Source organism: Candidatus Anaeroferrophillus wilburensis, assembly GCA_016934315.1.
GTDB lineage: Bacteria > Desulfobacterota > Anaeroferrophillalia > Anaeroferrophillales > Anaeroferrophillaceae > Anaeroferrophillus > Anaeroferrophillus wilburensis.
Window position 1 is genome coordinate 13,747 of sequence record JAFGSY010000010.1, and the last position, 19,768, is coordinate 33,514.

At 53.5% G+C, this 19,768-nt stretch carries 20 protein-coding genes; 10 read left to right on the forward strand and 10 right to left on the reverse strand.

Annotation, left to right across the window (positions count from 1 at the left end):
• Positions 1–40: 40 nt before the first annotated feature.
• The 10 genes from JXO50_01740 (at position 41) to JXO50_01785 (ending at position 11,763) form a co-directional block, all read left to right on the forward strand.
• Positions 41–1,288: an amino acid permease gene (locus JXO50_01740; GenBank protein MBN2331805.1), complete on the forward strand. Its 1,248-nt coding sequence runs from the start codon at positions 41–43 to the stop codon at positions 1,286–1,288.
• A gap of 212 nt (positions 1,289–1,500) precedes the next feature.
• A complete protein-coding gene (locus JXO50_01745) occupies positions 1,501–2,370 on the forward strand; it encodes an electron transfer flavoprotein subunit beta/FixA family protein (protein MBN2331806.1) in 870 nt (289 codons plus the stop codon).
• Between the two features lie 9 nt (positions 2,371–2,379).
• The gene (locus JXO50_01750) at positions 2,380–3,393 is read left to right on the forward strand and encodes an electron transfer flavoprotein subunit alpha/FixB family protein (protein MBN2331807.1); all 1,014 of its coding nucleotides are present in this window, start codon (positions 2,380–2,382) and stop codon (positions 3,391–3,393) included.
• Between the two features lie 10 nt (positions 3,394–3,403).
• Positions 3,404–5,131: an acyl-CoA dehydrogenase family protein gene (locus JXO50_01755; GenBank protein ID MBN2331808.1), complete on the forward strand. Its 1,728-nt coding sequence runs from the start codon at positions 3,404–3,406 to the stop codon at positions 5,129–5,131.
• A gap of 391 nt (positions 5,132–5,522) precedes the next feature.
• Positions 5,523–5,972, forward strand: coding sequence for a CBS domain-containing protein (locus tag JXO50_01760; GenBank protein ID MBN2331809.1), 450 nt, complete (start codon positions 5,523–5,525; stop codon positions 5,970–5,972).
• A gap of 65 nt (positions 5,973–6,037) precedes the next feature.
• Positions 6,038–6,604, forward strand: a complete 567-nt coding sequence (locus JXO50_01765) for an HPF/RaiA family ribosome-associated protein (protein ID MBN2331810.1) — start codon at positions 6,038–6,040, stop codon at positions 6,602–6,604.
• A gap of 150 nt (positions 6,605–6,754) precedes the next feature.
• Positions 6,755–8,482, forward strand: coding sequence for an adenine deaminase (gene ade, locus JXO50_01770; GenBank protein MBN2331811.1), 1,728 nt, complete (start codon positions 6,755–6,757; stop codon positions 8,480–8,482).
• Between the two features lie 39 nt (positions 8,483–8,521).
• On the forward strand, positions 8,522–9,169 hold the full coding sequence (locus JXO50_01775) for a phosphoribosyltransferase (GenBank protein ID MBN2331812.1): 648 nt from the start codon (positions 8,522–8,524) through the stop codon (positions 9,167–9,169).
• 303 nt (positions 9,170–9,472) lie between these two features.
• Positions 9,473–10,006 (forward strand): DUF1669 domain-containing protein, encoded by a 534-nt coding sequence (locus JXO50_01780; GenBank protein ID MBN2331813.1) that lies wholly within the window; start codon positions 9,473–9,475, stop codon positions 10,004–10,006.
• Positions 9,982–11,763 (forward strand): penicillin-binding protein activator, encoded by a 1,782-nt coding sequence (locus JXO50_01785; GenBank protein ID MBN2331814.1) that lies wholly within the window; start codon positions 9,982–9,984, stop codon positions 11,761–11,763. The genes JXO50_01780 and JXO50_01785 overlap by 25 nt, the downstream gene beginning before the upstream one ends.
• Positions 11,764–11,876: 113 nt before the next feature.
• On the opposite strand, the gene JXO50_01790 is transcribed toward JXO50_01785, so the two are convergent.
• Genes JXO50_01790 through JXO50_01835 form a run of 10 tightly spaced genes read right to left on the reverse strand, consistent with a single transcriptional unit; the run spans position 11,877 to position 19,513 of the window.
• Positions 11,877–13,667 carry a Na(+)/H(+) antiporter subunit D gene (locus JXO50_01790; GenBank protein MBN2331815.1) on the reverse strand — a complete coding sequence of 597 codons (1,791 nt, stop codon included), beginning with the start codon at positions 13,665–13,667 and terminating at the stop codon, positions 11,877–11,879.
• Positions 13,654–13,872 carry a hypothetical protein gene (locus JXO50_01795; protein MBN2331816.1) on the reverse strand — a complete coding sequence of 73 codons (219 nt, stop codon included), beginning with the start codon at positions 13,870–13,872 and terminating at the stop codon, positions 13,654–13,656. The genes JXO50_01790 and JXO50_01795 overlap by 14 nt, the downstream gene beginning before the upstream one ends.
• Positions 13,873–13,881: 9 nt before the next feature.
• Positions 13,882–15,375 carry a monovalent cation/H+ antiporter subunit D family protein gene (locus tag JXO50_01800; protein ID MBN2331817.1) on the reverse strand — a complete coding sequence of 498 codons (1,494 nt, stop codon included), beginning with the start codon at positions 15,373–15,375 and terminating at the stop codon, positions 13,882–13,884.
• Positions 15,376–15,401: 26 nt separating this feature from the next.
• The gene (locus tag JXO50_01805) at positions 15,402–16,901 is read right to left on the reverse strand and encodes a monovalent cation/H+ antiporter subunit D family protein (GenBank protein ID MBN2331818.1); all 1,500 of its coding nucleotides are present in this window, start codon (positions 16,899–16,901) and stop codon (positions 15,402–15,404) included.
• A gap of 4 nt (positions 16,902–16,905) precedes the next feature.
• Complete coding sequence (locus tag JXO50_01810) at positions 16,906–17,319, reverse strand: cation:proton antiporter subunit C (GenBank protein ID MBN2331819.1); 414 nt, start codon at positions 17,317–17,319, stop codon at positions 16,906–16,908.
• A complete protein-coding gene (locus JXO50_01815) occupies positions 17,320–17,616 on the reverse strand; it encodes a hypothetical protein (protein MBN2331820.1) in 297 nt (98 codons plus the stop codon).
• Complete coding sequence (locus JXO50_01820; protein ID MBN2331821.1) at positions 17,613–17,858, reverse strand: DUF4040 domain-containing protein; 246 nt, start codon at positions 17,856–17,858, stop codon at positions 17,613–17,615. Before JXO50_01820 ends, JXO50_01815 begins: the two co-directional genes overlap by 4 nt.
• Positions 17,855–18,166 (reverse strand): monovalent cation/H(+) antiporter subunit G, encoded by a 312-nt coding sequence (locus JXO50_01825; GenBank protein MBN2331822.1) that lies wholly within the window; start codon positions 18,164–18,166, stop codon positions 17,855–17,857. Before JXO50_01825 ends, JXO50_01820 begins: the two co-directional genes overlap by 4 nt.
• Positions 18,167–18,433, reverse strand: a complete 267-nt coding sequence (locus JXO50_01830; GenBank protein MBN2331823.1) for a pH regulation protein F — start codon at positions 18,431–18,433, stop codon at positions 18,167–18,169. It lies immediately after the preceding gene.
• 3 nt (positions 18,434–18,436) lie between these two features.
• Positions 18,437–19,513: a Na(+)/H(+) antiporter subunit B gene (locus JXO50_01835; protein MBN2331824.1), complete on the reverse strand. Its 1,077-nt coding sequence runs from the start codon at positions 19,511–19,513 to the stop codon at positions 18,437–18,439.
• Positions 19,514–19,768: the final 255 nt, after the last annotated feature.

Sequence of the window (19,768 nt, forward strand, 5' to 3'; positions counted from 1 at the left end):
CTCCTGTCGGTTGCTGGAAGAATGTGGGGGTGATGGTAGGATGAACAGCCAGCCGGAAGCAAACCCATCCCTGCAACGGGTGATCACCCTTCCTTTCCTGATTTTTTATGGTTTGGGGAATATCGTCGGAGCGGGGATCTACGTTCTCATCGGTGAAATTGCCGGCATCGTCGGCTACCAGACACCATTTTCCTTCTTGATCGCCCTGTTTGCTGTTCTTGGTACCGCTTTCAGCTATGCCGAGTTGTCCTCCTGTTTTCCTGTCAGTGCTGGTGAAGCTGTTTATGTTAAAGAAGGCTATGGCAGTGACAGCCTGGCGATTTTTATCGGTTTTTTGATCATTTGCAGCGGTTTGGTATCGTCGGCTACCTTGATCAGGGGATTTTATGGCTATTGTGCGGTTTTTTCCGGGCTGACCGAGTATCAGATTATTGTCCTGATTGGGGTGATCCTGTTCCTGATTGCCGTTTGGGGAATCGGTACATCGGTGGCCATCGCATCCCTCTTTACCCTGGTGGAACTGGGGGGGCTGCTAGTCATTATCGTGGTCGGCAGCGGCCTGATCCAGCAGCAGGGAACTTCCTTCTGGGAGTTGGTTCCGCGGGGCTTCTCTGCCTGGCCGGCCATCTTCTCGGGGGGGTTCATTGCCTTTTATGCCTTTATTGGCTTTGAAGATATGGTCAATATTGCCGAAGAGGTCAAAAATCCCCGGGTAGTGATGCCCATGGCGATCATTGCTGTCCTGCTCTTATCGACGATTCTCTATTGTGGAGTGGCAATGGTGACCGTGCTGGCGGTTGATCCGGCTGAACTGGCCCGGAGTCGAGCCCCGCTGGCTGCTGTTTACAGTGCCGCTACTGGTCGGCCGGCCACGATCCTCAGCCTGATCGGCATGGCGGCAGTGATCAATGGCGCCCTGGTACAGATGATCATGGTTGCCCGCATGCTCTATGGTATGAGTCGGCAACACTGGCTGCCGGCCCTGTTTTCCAGGGTGAACCCGGTTACCCGCACCCCGGTCCAGTCGACTGCTTTGGTGGTGGCAATGGTAGTGCTTTTGGCCCTCTGGCTGCCGGTGTTGACCCTGGCCAAGCTGACCAGTTTTTTTATTCTCATCACCTTTACCTTAGTTAACGGGGCTCTGATTCGTATCAAAAAACATCATATTACCCGCTCGGATATCATGGTCATTCCTCTGTGGGTGCCTTATGCTGCCATTGTCATTAATTTCCTGCTGCTGGGCAGTGAGTTGATGGCCTTGATGAAAGGTTTTTTTCAGGTTGTATGATGAGGGTGTTGCCGACACCCGTTATCTTCCTGGCTTTTTTGAGCACAATATAACTTCTTGTCTTTATAGCTTATTTTTGCTATGCAGATGGGCTTGTCTTAATGAGATGGGTGAATGGTTTGCAGCAGAGAGTCGTCTTCAGGACTTTCGCCGCTGTTGTTGTATGATTCAGAAAAATATTTTTTTACATCAAAGAGGTGGAGGAAGTATCCATGGGGTTACGGATAATCGTAACGGTTAAGCAGGTGCCGGATACTCATAATGTGTCCGGAGATGCAATGAAAGAGGATGGTACGGTCAACCGGGCGGCGCTACCGGCAATTTTTAATCCGGAAGATCTCAATGCTCTGGAAGAAGCTTTGAAAATCAAGGAGGCAATGGGAGGTACGGTTACCTGCATATCCATGGGGCCGCCCAATGCTGCCGAGGTGTTGAAAGAGTGTCTCTATCGTGGTGCCGACGATGTCATTCTGGTCTCTGATCGGCGTTTTGCCGGGGCTGATACCCTGGCGACATCATACGCGCTCAAATGTGCCATTGAGCAGGTGGGGGAATACGATCTTATTCTCTGCGGCCGGCAGGCGATTGACGGTGATACCGCCCAGGTAGGACCCCAGATTGCTGAAAAACTTGCCATTAATCAGTTGACCTGTGTGGGTGCCGTGGTGGCGATTGACGCCCAGGAGATTGCAGTCAGGCGACTGGTTGAGGATGGCAGCGAGATCGTTAAAAGCCGATTCCCTGTACTGCTTACCGTTACGGGTGTGGCTAATGAACCTCGCTCAGCCGGTGCCAAGCGGGTGATGGCCTATAAAAATATCGGCAATGAGGCTTGTGCCGTTTCCTATGATGAGGCTTATCTGGTGCCCGGAGCCTGCCCAATGGTTAGCCATATCAAGGAGTGGAATCTGGAAGCGATCGGCGCAGATCCCGAGCAGTGCGGTTTCTCCGGATCACCGACCAAGGTGAAAAAAATTCAGAGCGTGGTGTTGACCGCTTGTGAAAGCAAACTGGTTGCCAATACCGATGCTGGCATCGGTGACTTGATGCATGAACTGATTGAAGAGAATATCATCGGATAGGAGTGGGGAATGGGTACGGGAAAAAATGTCATGGTGTTCATTGAAGCTAGGGATGGCTGTGTTGCCGATGTCAGTTTGGAGCTTATTTGTGCTGCCAGGCGATTGGCGGCCAAACTGGGCTGTGAGGTTGAGGCTGTTGCTTTGGGTTGCAATCTGAAAACAGTGCTGGAAAGTCTTGGCCAGTATGGTTGTCAGCGGGTTTTTTATACTGATGATAGTCGATTGGCTCGTTTCACTTCCGTTCCGTATGCCAAGACGGTTGTGCAGACGATTAAAAGCCACCAGCCGCGAATTGTCCTTTTCGGGGCAACCACCATGGGCCGGGATGTTGCTCCCCGGGTGGCTTCGGCATTGAAATGTGGTTTAACTGCTGATTGCACCGATTTGCAGATTGGCGAACACCAGATCAAGGATGTTGTTTATCAGGATACTCTGCTCCAGATCCGTCCTGCCTTTGGCGGCAATATTGTCGCAACCATCGTTTCACCCGAAAGCGTGCCCAGCATGGCAACCGTTCGCGAAGGGGTGATGAAAATGACTGCCCCGGAAGTCGGCAAAACTGCCGAGGTGGTTATGACGCCATGCCTGGTTGCCGACGATGATTTTTTGACTGAGGTGCTTGACGTGGTGCGGGAGGAGAAAAAAGTCAATCTGAAAGCAGCGCAGATCATTGTTTCTGCCGGGATGGGGGCGAGCGACCCTGATGCACTCGACAAAGTCAAGGAGCTGGCTCGTCTTCTGGGCGGTGAGGTCGGCTGTTCCCGACCTGTTGTCGATGCAGGGGTGTTGGACAAGGATCACCAAGTGGGCCAGACGGGGATGACCGTCCGTCCCAACCTTTATATTGCTTGTGGCGTTTCAGGGCAGATTCAGCATCGTGCCGGGATGTCAGAGGCCAAACGGATTATTGCCATCAATAGTGATCCCCAGGCACCGATTTTTTCCATTGCCCATTACGCAATTGTTGGTGATGTCAAAGATGTGCTGACCAGAATGGTCAAAGCCTATAAAACCAACGTTTAGGAGTCCGATAATGGCGAATTTTTATCGTGATAATGCAGATATTCTTTTTCATATGAAACATATGGACCTGGCCCGGGTGATTGATCTGCGGGAAGACGGGTTTGCCGAAAAAGATTTGTTCCCCTATGCTCCCCAGGATACTGCTGACGCCCGCGACAACTATGATCGGGTGTTGGCGATTGTTGGTGAGATTGCCGGCGAGTTTGCCGCTCCGAGAGCCCGGGAAGTGGACGAGGAGGGGGCTCACTTTGCCGATGGTGAGGTGACCTATCCCAGGGGAATCAGGGAAACGATGGAACGGATGAATCAGGCTGACATGGCTGGCTTCACCATGCCGCGCACCTATGGCGGCATTAATATGCCCATGACTATTTTTTCAGCGGCTATTGAGATGGTTTCCCGGGCGGATGCTTCGCTGATGCTGGTTTTCGGTTTGCAGGGACTGAGTGATACGATTGCCAAGTTTGGTTCTGAGGATCAGAAACAGCGCTATCTTCCCCGGTTTGCCACCGGCGAAGTGGTGGGTTCCATGGCGTTGACCGAGCCTGATTCCGGCTCCGATCTGCAGTCGGCCATGCTGCGGGCTCACCAGGATGAGGATGGCATCTGGCGGCTCAACGGGGTGAAACGTTTCATTACCAATGGCTGCGGCAAGGTTTCACTGGTGATGGCCCGTTCTGAGGATGGCAGCAGCAGCGGCCGTGGTCTGTCCCTGTTCATTTATGAGCGTGATCAGGATATGAAAATCCGTCGGATCGAACATAAGCTGGGGATTAAAGGTTCGCCAACCTGTGAGCTGCAGTTTAACAACGCCCGGGCGGAACTGTTGGGGCAGCGCAAATTGGGGTTGATAAAATATACCATCTACCTGATGAATGGCGCCCGTCTGGCGGTGGCTGCCCAGTCGTTGGGGATTGCTGAAGCTGCGTATCGTGAAGCCTATGCCTATGCCAATGATCGGGTGCAGTTCAAAAAACCGGTACGTGATTTTACCGCAGTCTATGAGATGCTCACCGATATGAAGGTGGCGATTGAGGCGGCCCGTTCATTGGTGTATGAAACCTCACGCATAGTTGATATCAAGGAGGGGATCGAAGATCGGATTGAGAAACATCCTGAACGGTCTGCTGATCTCAGGGATGACCTGAAACGCTATACTCGGTTTGCCTCCCTGTTCACCCCCCTGGCCAAAAGCTATGCTGCCGAAATGGCCAACAAGGTTTGTTATGATGCTATTCAGGTTCATGGCGGGGTTGGCTATACGAGCGAATTTGACGTGGAACGCCACTATCGGGATGCCCGGATTACCAATATTTACGAAGGGACCACGCAGCTGCAGGTGGTGGCTGCCATGGGTGGTGTTGTTGGTGGGGTGGTCTCCGAGCGCCTCAATGAATATGAGGAGGACTATGATTTTGCTCCGCTGGGCGATCTTTTCCTATCTGCCCAGCAGCTGCGTATGCTGCTGGAGCGGGCAATCTCCCATGTTAAAGAGCGTGGCGATGTGACCTTTCAGGAATTTCATGCAGCCCGCCTGGTGGCCATGACCTCCGATGTTATCATCGGTTACCTGCTGTGCATTACTGGCCTTCATTCGGAGCGCAAAAAAGTTGTTGCCCGCTTGTATATTGCTAAGGCGTTGTCGCGGGCCAAGGGGACGCTTGACTATATTCTCAATGATGATTGCAGTTTCATCGACTACCACACAACCGTCATTGATGCTGAGGAACAGCTCTAGCCTGGTGTGTCGTCCTTATCTTTCGAGATCATCAGAAAGCCGCGGTAACGCGGCTTTCTTTGTTTACTTTCTCCCTATCCAGCTGGGATGCCCCTTCCTAAAGTGTTGTTACCCATTTGACTACTGCGATTTGGTTGTTAAACTTAGATTAGAGCCTTTTTCTTGCCGGCCCCAAGGCATCTCGTGAATAGCCATCCAGGTTGTTTCTCCGGGTGTCCAAATCGCGTCACAGAATCCGAAATTTTCCGCATTGACAGCTTTGCCATACGCACTATTACTGGAGTAAGTGTTGTTGATCTTGAAGGGGTACGCTGTTTTTGCCATCGAAGTGCAGCAGTCTGAATAATGTTTTTAAAAAGCTGATTATGTTGCGGGAGAAAGGAGGTCCTGGATGTCGGTAGGAAAATTCTGCAATCGTGATGTGGTTATTGTTGAGCCAACGGCGACCATCGTTGAAGCAGCAAGGCTTATGCGCCATCACCATGTGGGTGGTCTGGTGGTTGTCGATCAGCAGGGAAGCAAGGTAGAGCCCATTGGGATTGTCACCGATCGTGACATGGTGGTTTCACTCATTGCGGAGCAGATTGATATCTCCCTCCTGACGGTCAGCGACCTCATGAGCGGTGAGTTGATCAGCGCCGTCGAGCATGACAGTCTGTGGGATACCATGCAGCGCATGGTGGGCGGCGGTATCCGCCGGCTGCCGGTGGTGAGCGACGACGGATCCTTGGTGGGGATTATCGCCGTTGATGATATCCTGGAGCTGCTGGCTGATGAGATGGGTGCCCTGGTGAGAATAATCCAGAGTGAGCAGGCAAAAGAGCGGGAGCTGAAAGTCTGAACGCTGTTTGCCGGTCTTGAAGGGGTGCAGGTTTTTGTTGCCAAACAAGTTGAGGAGGGATGAATATGCAAGTTCCCTTGCAAATTAGTTATCGCAACCTGGACCCATCACCGTCAGTGGAGGATGATATCCGGGAAAAGGCGGCTAAGTTAGATCAGCGGTACAGCGATATTATGAGCTGTCGGGTTGTGGTGGAGATGCCCCATCAACATCATCAGAAGGGCAAGCTCTACCATGTGCGGATTAATCTGACATTGCCCGGTGCGGAACTGGTTGTCAACCGGGAGCCGGACTTGCACCAGGCCTACCAGGATATCTATGTGGTGGTGCGTGATGCCTTTGCCGCCATGGAGAGGCAGCTGGCAGCCTATGTGGAGCGTCGCAAAGGGGAGATAAAAATCCATGAGCTTCCGCCCCATGGTCGGGTCGTCCGGCTCTATCCGGACCAGCACTACGGTTTCATTGAAACCTCCGATGGCCGGGAGGTCTATTTTCACGCCCACAGCGTGCTGCAGATGGATTTCAAGGATGTGGAAATTGGCGCCGAAGTCAGGTTCAGTGAAGAGATGGGCGACCATGGTCCCCAGGCAAGCAGCGTTCTCATGGTGGGCAAGCATCACCTTGTGGACTAGTAGTTCAGCAGGCTGGGCAGGAGATGCTTGGATGAAGAAACTGGGTGTTTCTGAATGCTTGGCGGGAGTGCTCCTGAAGCTGAATCTGGCAGCCCTTGAGGATGCAATGATTCAATATGGGGGCGCAAGATGGTGTTGTCGACAGAACCTATGGATGCCGCCCGTCTGATTTCACTGGCCCGCGGCAGTGAACAAGTTGACCTGCTTTTAACCAACCTGAGACTTGTTGATGTGATCTCAGGCGAAATTTTCCCCACGGAGATTGCCATTGCCGGCACGACAATTGCCGGCATTGGTTTCGGTTATGGCGGCCGTAAGGTTCTTGATCTCCAGAATCGATATGTTTGTCCCGGATTTATTGATGCCCACGTGCATGTGGAAAGTTCCCTGTTGCGCCCCTGTGAGTTTGCTCGGGCGGTGGTCCCCCATGGGGTGACGACCGTGGTGAGCAATCCCCATGAAATTGCCAATGTTTGTGGTCTCGAGGGGATCTATTTCATGCTTGCCGATGGCAAGCGGAGTCCTTTAACGACCTATGTCACTATTCCCTCCTGCGTCCCGGCAACCAATCTGGCAACGTCCGGGGCGGAGTTGTCATTGGCGGCAATCGCGCGGCTGCAGGCGGAACCGCAGGTGATTGGGTTGGGTGAGGTGATGGATGTTCATGGCCTGCTGGCTGGCGATGGACGGGTGCTCGCCGAGCTGGATCGTTTTCGCAGCCAGATTATTGACGGTCATTGTCCCGGATTACAGGGACGGGATCTGAATGCCTATGTGGTGGCTGGTATTACCTCTGATCATGAGTGCTCAACCGTTGCAGAGGCGCAGGAAAAACTGCGTGCAGGGATAAGCCTGTTCATTCGCGAAGGAAGTGTGGCCCATAATCTTGAGGCGCTGGCTCCGATGATTACCCCTGATAATGAGCGCTGGTTTTCTTTTTGCACCGATGACCGCCAGCCTATTGATCTGCAGGGTGAAGGGTCCATCGATCATCTGGTGCGGTTGGCGGTCAGTTATGGGGTGCCGCCGTTGACGGCTATTCGCCTGGCGACCATAAATCCGGCGGTGCACTTCCGTTTATCTGACCGGGGGGCGGTAACCCCCGGGAGGCGGGCTGACCTGATCGTTTTCAGTGATCTGCAGCGGTTGAAAACGGAGTTGGTGTTTCAGGATGGTGTGCTGCGGGCTCGTGATGGCGAATGCCTGTCGGCTGTCGCCGGTGATTGTGCCCAGCAGGATGCTGCATGGCAGATGCAGGATACGGTCCATGTTAACTGGTCCAGGGTTGATTGGCGAATCCCCCGGCAAGGGCCGCAGATGCGGGTTATTGGTGTCGTGCCCGGGCAGCTGTCTACGGAAACCTTGATGCTGGCTCCAGCAACCGCTGGTGGTCAGGTGGTGGCCGACCCCGAGAGAGACGTGGCTAAAATGATGGTTATCGAGCGGCATCGGGCTTCGGGCCGGGTCGGTCGGGGCTTTGTTCACGGTCTAGGGTTGCAACGGGGGGCGCTGGCCAGCACGGTTGCCCACGATCATCATAATCTCATGGTGGTCGGGATTGATAATCGTTCCATGAAGACCGCTGCCAGGACAGCGGCCGCCAGTGGTGGCGGTCAGGCTGTTGCTCTCGGTGACCATATTCTTGCCCATCTGCCGTTACCCATAGCCGGTCTGATGGCCTCGGCCTCACTCGAGGATGTCTGTTTTCAGGTTGGTTTGTTGACTGCAGCGGTCCACACTCTTGGTTCACCACTGCCTGATCCGTTCATGACTATGAGTTTTCTCGGACTTGAGGTTATACCGTCGCTTAAATTGACCGATCGGGGCTTGGTGGATGTCAACAGCCAAAGTTTTGTGCCCCTGTTTTCCGCCTCATGAGTCACAGTCATTGGCTGTGAAAGGATTTCCCGGAGCGTCATGGTGTCTCCACCCTCTTTTTGCTGTGAACTGTTAACCTGGTGTGCCGTTCAGCATCTGGCCCGCGAGCTGGCATTCAAGATACTCGCCTCCCGGTATCATCCTGATCTTATTGTGGCCATTGGTCGAGGCGGCTATGTACCGGCCCGACTGGTTGCCGATTATCTTCAGATATCGCAGCTGACCACCATTAAAATTGAACACTATACTATGGGTGCCCAGCGGCGCCGGTGGGCTAGCATCAGGTATCCCCTGAAAGTCGCGATTGCCGGCATGAAGGTCCTTATTGTCGATGATGTCAACGATACTGGTGAAACGTTGGCCTTGGCCAGCAAGCATCTCGCGATGCATAACCCAAGAGAGAACCGGACGGCGGTATTGCATCATAAAACCGTTTCCCACCTTCAGCCTGATTTTGCCGCTCGGCGGATTATCAAATGGCGCTGGCTTATTTATCCGTGGGCGGTGATTGAAGATCTTACCGGTTTTCTCAGCCGAATGGACAATAGACCCACGTCACCGACGAAGGTTGTCCGGCGGTTTGAGCGGGACTATGGAATAAAAGTTTCCCTGGTTATGGCGCAAGATCTCCTGGACCTGCTACCGCGACCGGGCCTTCCCCCCGCCGGTGGATGTTTCCCTGGATAATTTTTTCCGTTGAGTGTGCCCTGGCATCAATAATGCTGCCAGAATTCAGCTTCCCGCTCATTCAAGGCTGTGTTCCGAGATCCCCACCAGCCAGATGGAATACAAGCATGTAAAGATTCGCTTTCTCCTGTGGGTTTCTGCAGGTGAGGTGGTAGACATCATCAGCCGGCCAGTCTGCTGATTGATATGCAGTGGTGGCAGCCGTGCAGTAGTTTGCCCTTTACCGCTTTCTTCGTTGACAAATGCCGGAAAAGACCATTATGATGCCAGCCTGGTTGTGGCAGCCACTTCGCGAGGTGGACAATGAAAAAAACGGCACTTTTTCTTCTATTGCCGATTTTTTTGCTGGTTGTGGTATCGGCGGCCGGTGCTACGCCGGTAGCGGTCTATTTCAGCCCTGAGGGTGGGGCTGAACAGGTACTGGTTGAAAAAATAGACGGAGCAAAGACGTCTATCAGGGTGGCTGTCTATACCTTCACCAATCGAGTGTTGGCCCAGGCGCTGCTCAGAGCCCAGGAACGGGGGGTGGCGGTGTCGTTGATCCTTGACGGGAATGACGAAAGTGAATATTCCAAGGGATTCTATCTTTACAAGCGGGGAATTGATGTACGATATGCCCGCGGCCGACGGCGCAAAGGGAAAAAGGCATCATTCGGCTTGATGCATCATAAATTTGCTGTCATTGATAAAAAAACGGTCATCACCGGTTCCTATAATTGGACTGCTTCGGCGGAACAGTGGAATTATGAAAATCTGCTGATTGTCAATTCAGTTGAGCTGGCATTGCGATATGAACAGGAGTTTTGTGAGTTATGGGCCAACACCTTCGCCAAATAACCAGCCCCATTCTGGTCATTATCATCCTTTTTTCATGGTTGCCCGGCTGTGTTCGGGCACCGGTACGTCATTCCCTGCCCCAGCCTCCTGCCCAAAGGATTCCCACTGTGGATGAACCTGCATGGGAGCGGCAGGCCCGCCAGTTGGAGTTTGAGGGCCAGTATCTCGCGGCATATCTGCAGATCCATGATCCCTATTTCCGCTCACTGCGTCCTGATCTGCATCGATGGCTGGTACGCTTGCTTGATGCCATGTCGCTGGAGGACCTCGAGCGTGTCCGCGTGCAGGAGCAAAGTAATGAACTGCGCTGCCAGGTTCTGGCAGTGCTGAGTGATCGTTTGCAGACTATGGAGCCTGAAGACGCACGTGTTGTTCCCATCATAATGGAGATTCTTACCCACTGCACCCTGCCTGCCGCCAAACGCCATTCCTATGAACAGCTGCTCCAGCGCCTTTCCCAGGAAAAAAGGGAAAAGCCGCTGGTTGTTGGTTGTCTGCTACCGTTGTCAGGAGAATATGCCAGCTATGGCCAAAAAGTGCTGCGGGGGATGGAGCTGGCTTTGGAAGTATTTCATCATGGAGAGGAGTATGGGACTTTCCCCCCGCTCAAACTGTTGGTCCGTGATACCGCCGGCGAGGGTGAGCAGGCCAGGAGTTTGGTTCAAGAGCTTGATGACGAAGGTGTCAGCCTGCTGCTGGGACCGGTGACCGGCAAAGCGGCTCTCTATGCAGCCATTGAAGCAGACAGCAGGAGTATCCCCATTATTACCCTGACTCCCCGTTCCGGAGTTGCCGGCCGGGGGGACTATGTGTTTCAGCATTTTCTGACGATGCGCAATCAGGCCGAGCAGCTCCTTGATCTGGCGGTGGGTCGTTTGGGGATTACTTCCCTGGTCGTTCTTTACCCGGCGACTCTGTTTGGCCGGGAGTTCGCCGAGGTTTTTGAAACACTGAGTGAGCAGTGGGGTGCCGATCTGGTTCGGGTGGTGAGCTATGACCCTGCCAGCGATGATTACAGCCGCAGCATTAAAACCCTGATCGGCGAACAGCGGTATGCGGAGTACCAGCGAAAAAAGGATGAGTATGAGGCCTGGCTGGAGGCGAAAAAACAGCAGGAGAATGCTGCGGAGGTTGCTGAAGAAAAGAATTCCCTCCTGACGTTGGCGCAGGAAATAGGGCTGACAGAGGAAGGTCTTTTCGCCAAAGAGGTGGAGTTGGCAGCGTTTATGCCGCGCCCGATCCTGGAGCTTGATTTTGCCGGCATTGTCATCCCCGACTTTTATCAGCGGGTCCGCCTGCTGGCTCCGCAGCTGGCTTTTTATGATCTGACCGACTGCCGACTTTTTGGTACCCGGGGATGGAACTCGCCGCAGCTGGCTGATGATGCCGGCAACCAGGTGGAGGGGGCCTTGTTTGTTGATGCCTACTGTGATGATTGCGTGGAACCTCCGCAGCTGGCTGACTATCGCCAGCGGTATGGCGACATGTTTATGGAACCGGCGTCGGTGTATGACGCCTATGGTTTTGACACCATTGTCTTGGTGAACACCATTCTTGCCGGCCGAGAGCAGCACCAGGTGGCACCGGATTCCGCATGGTTGGTGGAGGCATTGAAAAATTTTCAAGACGTACCGATGGTAACCGGAATTACCTCGGTGCTCCCCGACGGTGAGGTGGCTAAAAAACTCCAGACCCTGACCTTTCAAAGGGGAGCTATTGTGGCCGAGGATGCCATATGCCGGGAAGGATGGGATTAGAAGACTTTTTGTTGATCAATAAAAAAATCTTATGGCCCAGAGATGCTAAAAAAGGCCGATCCTGAATCAGGGATCGGCCTTTTTTACGCTTACCAGCGGTCGGGAGGAGGGGATTAACCCGCAACCCGCATATAGACCAGAGCGTAAAGAAAGAGGAAGATCAGTGAAGCGCAGACGCCGATGCCGATGGGAATCCGGTAGGCGTTTTCATTATATGCCCTTTGCAGAAGAGTTTCCAAGACAGCATTCTTTCCCTGCAGCGATGCCCAGATCATTTCCAGGAGAATGTAGGGGTTTTTACTGAGCCGGCAGACAGTCTTGGTTTTCTCCGCAAAAGCCAGTTGGATCAGAAGGCGGAAACGGTTCAAGGGATAGAGGCAGAACAGCAACACCGCCCGGCCGAATTGGCGGTAAAACCAGTCCGTATCCAGAGTGATGGCAGGTTTGCCGGCCATCAGTTTGTCGAGATAGAGCCAGAAGCCGGCCAGGGTAAGGATCAGCAGCTGCAGGCTGGCCACTACATGACTGGGAGTATAGGGATGAAAATGGACCGGGTGAGGCAGCAGATCATAGAGCAGCTTGGGGTAGATGCCGGTCAGAATGCAGAGAAAAGAGCCGATGCCCATGGCCAGCAGCATGTTGATTGGTGGTTCCTTTGCTTCAGGGATATCGTCTTCCTGCCCGGTTGGTTTGCCAAACCAGGCTCCCCAGGGAAGTTTCAGGCCGACGCTGAGAAAGGTACCCACGGAAGCCAGGTGAAGCAACAGCTCAATGACTGGCCGATGATCATAGCCGGCTGCGGCTACCACCATGGTCTTGCTGATAAAACCGTTGAACAGGGGGACGGCCGAGATGGAGAAGGCCCCCACCATATAGAGGATCAGGGTGATGGGCATCTTGCGATAGAGGTTGCGGCCCTTCAGGTCAAAGATATTACGCCGGCCGGTAACGTGAATGATGGCTCCCATGCCCATGAAGAGGACCGCTTTATAGAGGATGTGGCAGAAAGCGTGGGCGGTGGCTCCGTTGATGGCCATCTCGGTTCCCAGGCCGACGCCGCAGACCATGTAGCCCACCTGACTGACAATATGGTAGGCCAGCAGCCGGCGGATATCTTTTTCCAGAACGGCGTAAAAAACCCCATAGAGGGCCATGATGGCTCCCAGCCAGACCAGCATTTCGGTTCCCGCAAAAGAGCGGGCCAGAACGTACACCGCACTTTTGGTGGTGAAGGCAGTCATGAAGACACTACCGGTGATCGTTCCTTCCGGGTAGGCATCCGGCAGCCAGGCATGCAGCGGTGGAACGGCGGCGTTGATGAGGAATCCCACCAGGATGAACTTGGCTGCCGTTGTGTGGAGATCGAAAGGATTAAAAGCGATGGAGCCGGTGGTTGCCGTCTGCATGACGATGCCGGCCAGGAGAATGGCGCCGCCCAGCAGGTGAACCATGGCATAGCGGAATCCGGCATCCAGGGATGTTTTGGTTTTATTGTACCAGATGAGAAAAACCGAGGAGGCGGCCATGATTTCCCAGAAAACGAAGAGGGAAAAGAGATCGCCGGCGAAAACGACCCCCAAGGTACTGCCCACATAAAGATAGGCTGCGACATGCTGACCGGTTTCCCGGATATGGATGGCATAGACCATGCCGATAAACGAGATGATGACAAAGACATAGGCAAAGAGCAGGCTCAGCTTGTCAACCCGTCCGAAGACCAGGTCATAGCCAAGAAATTTTCCGGTCCAGTAGATTCCTGGCTGCAGCTGCAGGAGACTCACCATGGCAATGACCGGGATCAGCAGGGCAAGAGCCTGCTGCACCCGTCTGATCCTGACCACGGGCAGAATCAGGGCGCCGAGGATATAGATAAAAGCCGGCGGCATGCTGTTAATTACGGTCATAGTAATCCCTGTCCTTCATCAACCAGTTATGACCAACCCACTTGGCAAAGACAATAATCAGAATGCAGCCGAAAAAACCAAAAAAAACATCAAAGACCGGCAGCTTCTGCCACCAGAAATGGGGATGTTGATTGGGGAAGAAAAACCCCAGGATGAACGTTGAAGCGATGCTGATCCACAAAGCATAGCGCAACTTGATGATCATTGTTTCTTCCTATCCTCCCAAAACGCTGGCTACCGCTTGGGCGGTAATGCTGAAAAAATGAAGAATGGCGTCGGGCATAATGCCAAAGGTGACGGACAACAGGGCGGTCAGACACAGGGGAATGACCATGATCATGGGTGCTTCATCAAGGTGTGGGGCGACGTCATCCAGTGGTTTTTTGAAAAAGCCGTTGTAGATGATGGGAAAAAAGAAGGCAACATCCAGCATGGCGCTGGTGAGGATGGCAAAGAGAAAAATCAGCTGATGGGCTTCAACGGCACCCAGGCAGAGAAACCACTTACTGATGAAACCGTTGACCGGTGGAATGCCGGATAGCCCCATGGCGCCAATGGTGAAAGCGGCGAAAGTCAAAGGCATCTGCCGTCCCAGGCCATCCAGCTGACTAACGTGGTCTTTGTGCGTCTTGGCATAGATCGCTCCGGCGCAGAAAAACAGGGTGATCTTCATGAAGGCGTGGTTGGCAATATGTAAAATGCCGCCGGTAATGGCGTTTTTGCTGAGCAGGGTGACCCCCAGAAGAATCAGTGCCAGATTGTTGATGGTGGAAAATGCCAGCCTTCGCTTCAGGTGGTCCTGACCCAGGGCCAGGAGCCCGGCGGCCACCACTGTAAAGGCGGCGACGCCGGCCATGATCTGCCAGATCCCCAGTTCTTGTAAGAGGTTTGGGCCGAAAACGAAGAGGAGAACGCGGACGCAGCCGAATACCCCCGCTTTGACCACCGCCACTGCATGGAGCAGGGCGCTTACCGGGGTGGGCGCCACCATGGCGGTGGGCAGCCATTCATGAAACGGCATGAGTCCGGCCTTGACCCCAAAACCGGCAATGAACATGACAAAGAGCAGGATCAGCAGCCCAGGTGAGCCATGCCCGGCAAGGAAGCCGCCGCCCTGGAAATCCAGGGTGCCGGTCAGGGTGTAGGTGATGGCAATAGCCAGCAGCAGAATACAGCCGGCAGTCAGGGTGTAGGCGAAATATTTTCGCCCCCCCATAACGGCACTTTCATCTTCATGGTGAATCACCAGCGGCCAAGTGGCGATGGTGAGGATTTCATAAAAAATTAGCAGGGTCAGCAGGTTGCCGGCAAACGCTACCCCGACTGCCGATGACAGGCACATGGCAAAGCTGAAAAAATAGCGGCTCTGGCCATGTTCGTTCAGGGTTCGGACATAGCCGATGGAATAAAATGAGGTGGGGATCCATAAGGTGGAGGCGATAACCCCGAACAACAGGCCAAAGGCATCAACCCTGAAGGTGAGGCCGACCCCGGGAAGGAGGGTGATCAGGTCGTAGACGATGGTTTTACCCTGGAGAATGGGGGCAATCAGGGAAAACACCAGGCAGAACTTGATAACTGCGGCGATGATCGTCCAGCTTTCCCGCAGATTACGGGCCCTTTCCCCGGTTAGCAGAATCAGCAAGGCGGCAATCATGGAAACCAGGACGGCCCACAGCGGCTTTGCAGAGTAGATCACCTCACCCATAGAATCAGTTTTCCTTCACCAGAGAGTTAAAAAATTACCGGTACCGCATGCTGGATAACTGCGGTGATGATTTTGCCGCTCAAAGGGCCCAGCAGGATGATCGTAGCCGCCATGATAATGATCGGGATCAACATGCTCGGTGGTGCTTCATTGGCGGTGATGACCTCTTCGTGGCTTTGCCCGAGGCCATGTTCGCTATTGCTGATCGGCAGCAGATAGGCCTGTTCGATGATCCGGAAAAAAAGTACCGCATTGATCAGGCTGCTGGTCAGCAGGGTGGCGGCAAATATCCACTGGTGGGCTTTGATGGTTCCCAGAATAAGATACCATTTACTGAAAAAGCCGCAGGCCGGCGGGATGCCGCACATGGAAAGGGCAGTGATCGTAAAGGCGGCCATGGTCAACGGCATTTTTTTGTGGAGATTGTTCAAATGATAAATGTTCCGTCCATGGCCCCGGTGGGCGATGGCTCCGATAATCAGAAAGAGGGAGAAGACCATGCAGGCATCATTGAGAATGTGGAGAATTGCCCCCGTCAAGCCCATCCGATTCATGACGCTGACCCCCATGACGATGTAGCCGACTTCAGCAACCATAATGTAGGTTACCATTCTCTTGATATCCGTTTGCGCCAGGGCCTTCAGTCCCCCCGCCAGGATGGCAATCACCGACATCCAGCCCAGAATGGTGGCTACCGGAATGACGGTGATGGCAAAGTCAGGCTGAAAGAGGGTGAACATGATGCGGATGAGGATGTAGGCGGCGACCTTGGTCATCAAAGGGGCAATCAGTGTACTCACCGGATTGGGGGCGGTGGTGTAGGCATCCGGCATCCAGATATGGAGGGGAAACAGCCCCATCTTGATGGCCACGCCAACAGTAAAAAAGGCAAAAGCCACCAAAATAACTTTCGAGTGATACAGGGCCGGCAGCATGGCTGCCAGGTCGGCAATGTTAAGCGAGCCGGTGGCGATGTAGAGGTAGCCGACGCCCAGCAGATAAAAACAGGCGCCCACCGTTCCGATCATAATGTAGTTGAAGGTCGCCAGGGGGGCGCCGTCTTCTCCGTGGGCGATCAGACCGTAGCCGGACAGGGAGGAGATCTCCAGAAAGACAAAAAGGTTGAACAGATCACCGGTAATGACAATGCCCATCAAGCCAACAATCTGGAGGAGCAGCAGGGTGTAAAACTGCGGCTCTTTACCGGCCAGCCTGTTGCTGACTCCCTGTTTTGCATTGATAGCCGCCAGCAGTCCGATGGCCGAAATGATAACCAGCATCAGGGCGTTCAGGTGATCAAGGGCATACTCAATCCCCCATGGTGGTGCCCAGTTGCCCAGCCGGTAGGAGAAGGGGCCGGTCGTGACTACCTGCCACAGGATGCCGGTCGCCCCGTAAAAGGGTATGATCAAAACGGCAACGGCCCAGGTATGGCACAGATTTTTATAATGCCAGCCGATGAGCGGCGTCAAAAAAGCGCCGAGCAGGGGGATAACAATAATGAGGGCAGGCAGCTGATCAGTCATCTTTTTATCGAGTCTCTCGTAAGGTTGTTTCTTCACGTCTGATGAGCATGATTTCGTCCTCTTCCAGAGACCGGTAACGTCGGTAAATGAGAATCAGGGTGGCCAGGGCAACGCCGGTGGTGGCGATGGAAACCACGATGGCCGTCAGCATCAGCACATGGGGCAAGGGGTTGAGATAATGGGCGACGTTGATAAGGTGGTGTTCGTGGCCATGGCCAAGACCTTCGAGAATGGGCACCGTAGCGCCGCCCTTTTTAACTCCGATGGAAACGAAAAAGAGGATAATGGAGGTCTGGAATATGTTCATGCCAATGAGTTTTTTGACCAGGTTGCGCTTTCCCATCATGGCATAGAGACCGATCATCATCAGGATGACGTAAACCCAGAAATTATATTTGCTGATAATATATTCCAGCATCTATTTTCCCCCTCCTCTGATGCGACGCAGCAGGAAAAGGCAGGCCATGGCAGCGGTAAAAATAACCGTGGTTTCCCCCAGGGTGTCATATCCCCGGTAGTCAGCCAGCACCGCAGTAACGATATTCGGGGTGGCGGTGGTCTCCAGGGCTTCCTCGATATACCTGGGGGAGACATGGGAGTTGGCCGGTGAATGGGGATCTCCCCAGGCCGGCATGTCGTGGATGCCGTAGATGAGCAGGGCTCCGGTCATTAGAACGGCAATCCAGGCTATCAGTTTAAACCAGAAGTGTTTCAATCTTTTGATCTCCTGATGGTTTTGTTGACCGCCGCGATAAAAAGAACCGTGCCGACACCGGCACCAACGGCGGCTTCGGTAAAGGCGACGTCAACGGCGCCCATCTCGGTCCACAGCAGGCACATGAAAAAGCTGTAGGCTCCGAGAATAATGACCGCACTGAGCAGATCCTTGACATTGATGGCGGCAATGGCGCAGATGACGATAAATACCAGGAGGATAAGGTCCAGCTGCCAGATCATCTATTTTTCTCCCTGGTCCAGTGTTTGACACCGCATCTGAATGCGGCCCGACAGATGGCATGGGTGCCGGTGGGGTTGGCAACAAAAACGAAAGCGGCAATGAGGACAAGCTTGAAGCTGTCAAGGGTCAGTCCATGATGGATGGCCAGCCCGCTGAGGCACAGCAGTACGGCAAGAGTATCACCTTTGCCGGTGGCGTGCATCCGTGAATAGAAGTCGGGGAAGCGAAGCAGACCAACGGTGCTGGTGAAAAAGAAAAAGCATCCGGCAACGATAAAGGCTGCCGCGATCAGGTCGTTGATGGCCATTCAGATCTCCCCCTTTCCCTCAAAATATCTGGCTGCGGCCAGGGTGCCGACAAAGTTGAGGATGGCGTACACCATGCTGATATCAATGAACATGGCGATGCGTTCATACATGAAGCCCATGAGGACCAGAATAACCAGGGTTTTGGTGCCGATGGCCCCCACCGCAACCATCCGGTCAATGATCGTTGGTCCCCAGATGACCCGATAGAGGCAGGGAAAGATCAGCAGGCAGAGAAAAAGACTGATGAATAAGAAGAACTGTTCCATTGCTTAGGGCTTTGTTTGCTTGTCGTCCTGTTGTGTGGCCGGGAGTTTCCCCCCGGTGGCAATATCCAGAAAAATCGATACCATGGCGGCCATAACCGCAATTCCCACGCCGATTTCAACGCCGAGGATTCCCAGGGAGCGTGCATGCGGCGGATCAACGCCGAGAATGCCGGCCAAGGCGGCATAGTCAAGGTACTTGCCGCCGAGCAGCAGGCACAAAAGGCCGATGCCGCCGTAGATGAAAACCCCCGTGCTGCAGAGCAGGGTGGAGAGACCTTCTCCCATTTTGGCCAGCAGTTTTCTAATGTCAAAAGCCAGCGCCAGCAGGATGATGCTGGCCCCCAGGATGACTCCTCCCTGGAATCCTCCCCCGGGCGAATAGTGTCCGTGGGCGATGACATACAGGGCATACAACTGGATAAAGGGGATAAAAATGCGGATGACCGTTTTGACGATCAGGTTGTCGGATTCCGTCGACAGCATGTATGTCGATCGTTCATGGGCGTGGGCCAGAGGGAGGAAGATATTGCTGATCCGGTCTTCCATTTCGCCGGTGTTCAGGTCGTCGGCAACTTTGTCATCAATAGCATGGACATGGAAGAGATCGTCAACCAGGTCGACCGTGATGGTTCCGGGTGTCAAGGTGATGGAGTTGGCGAACGTCACCAGGGCGAGGCCGTTATTCAGCGTGGTTTTGTAGGTGATGATCTGTGGATTCAGCCGTGCTTTTGGCGACAGAACCAATTGTGCCACATAGATGTTTGACAGGATAATCTGGTGCAGGTGCCAGGGGATGTAGGCCAGGAAGCGGGGTACGATGAGGTGGGTATCTTCGGCACCCACATGGATAAAAAGGAGTTCGCTTGATGTGTGGGAAATCAGCAGGCAGCAGAAAACCCCGATACTGATGTGGAAAACATCGTAATGGCCGGAAAGCAGCAGCCAGAAAAGCAGCAGAAGAACAAACGTCAGACTGAAATGGCGTATTTTAACCGTCTGCTGCGTAGGTAAAAGTGTCGAACAGCCAACCGTAGGTGCATGGGTTTCAGGCTGTTTTTCAAGGGAGGTTTTCTTTCCCATGTGATTACGCTCAGGAATCTTTTTATGAAATTACTAAATCAATGTTTCAATTCAGATGCCAGCTGCTGAAACGGTGCCGGACAAAAAGATAAGCTGCATAAAAGCTGCCCTTTTCATATGGGAAGTGTAGTATACCGGCAAAGGAATATGTGTCAAGGTAAAATAGCATGTTGTGCCGGTTTTTTCTCGATCCATGGGGCGGGAAAAAAGCCTTGACAGAGAAGGTTTTGTTGTGATAACTGTCCTACCGCTTTC

Coding starts and splice junctions, on each gene's coding strand:
- JXO50_01740 (MBN2331805.1), top strand. CDS start 41: ATGAACAGCCAGCCGGAAGCAAACCCATCCCTGCAACGGGTGATCACC.
- JXO50_01745 (MBN2331806.1), top strand. CDS start 1,501: ATGGGGTTACGGATAATCGTAACGGTTAAGCAGGTGCCGGATACTCAT.
- JXO50_01750 (MBN2331807.1), top strand. CDS start 2,380: ATGGGTACGGGAAAAAATGTCATGGTGTTCATTGAAGCTAGGGATGGC.
- JXO50_01755 (MBN2331808.1), top strand. CDS start 3,404: ATGGCGAATTTTTATCGTGATAATGCAGATATTCTTTTTCATATGAAA.
- JXO50_01760 (MBN2331809.1), top strand. CDS start 5,523: ATGTCGGTAGGAAAATTCTGCAATCGTGATGTGGTTATTGTTGAGCCA.
- JXO50_01765 (MBN2331810.1), top strand. CDS start 6,038: ATGCAAGTTCCCTTGCAAATTAGTTATCGCAACCTGGACCCATCACCG.
- ade (MBN2331811.1), top strand. CDS start 6,755: ATGGATGCCGCCCGTCTGATTTCACTGGCCCGCGGCAGTGAACAAGTT.
- JXO50_01775 (MBN2331812.1), top strand. CDS start 8,522: ATGGTGTCTCCACCCTCTTTTTGCTGTGAACTGTTAACCTGGTGTGCC.
- JXO50_01780 (MBN2331813.1), top strand. CDS start 9,473: ATGAAAAAAACGGCACTTTTTCTTCTATTGCCGATTTTTTTGCTGGTT.
- JXO50_01785 (MBN2331814.1), top strand. CDS start 9,982: ATGGGCCAACACCTTCGCCAAATAACCAGCCCCATTCTGGTCATTATC.
- JXO50_01790 (MBN2331815.1), bottom strand. CDS start 13,667: ATGACCGTAATTAACAGCATGCCGCCGGCTTTTATCTATATCCTCGGC.
- JXO50_01795 (MBN2331816.1), bottom strand. CDS start 13,872: ATGATCATCAAGTTGCGCTATGCTTTGTGGATCAGCATCGCTTCAACG.
- JXO50_01800 (MBN2331817.1), bottom strand. CDS start 15,375: ATGGGTGAGGTGATCTACTCTGCAAAGCCGCTGTGGGCCGTCCTGGTT.
- JXO50_01805 (MBN2331818.1), bottom strand. CDS start 16,901: ATGACTGATCAGCTGCCTGCCCTCATTATTGTTATCCCCCTGCTCGGC.
- JXO50_01810 (MBN2331819.1), bottom strand. CDS start 17,319: ATGCTGGAATATATTATCAGCAAATATAATTTCTGGGTTTACGTCATC.
- JXO50_01820 (MBN2331821.1), bottom strand. CDS start 17,858: ATGATCTGGCAGCTGGACCTTATCCTCCTGGTATTTATCGTCATCTGC.
- JXO50_01825 (MBN2331822.1), bottom strand. CDS start 18,166: ATGGCCATCAACGACCTGATCGCGGCAGCCTTTATCGTTGCCGGATGC.
- JXO50_01830 (MBN2331823.1), bottom strand. CDS start 18,433: ATGGAACAGTTCTTCTTATTCATCAGTCTTTTTCTCTGCCTGCTGATC.
- JXO50_01835 (MBN2331824.1), bottom strand. CDS start 19,513: ATGGGAAAGAAAACCTCCCTTGAAAAACAGCCTGAAACCCATGCACCT.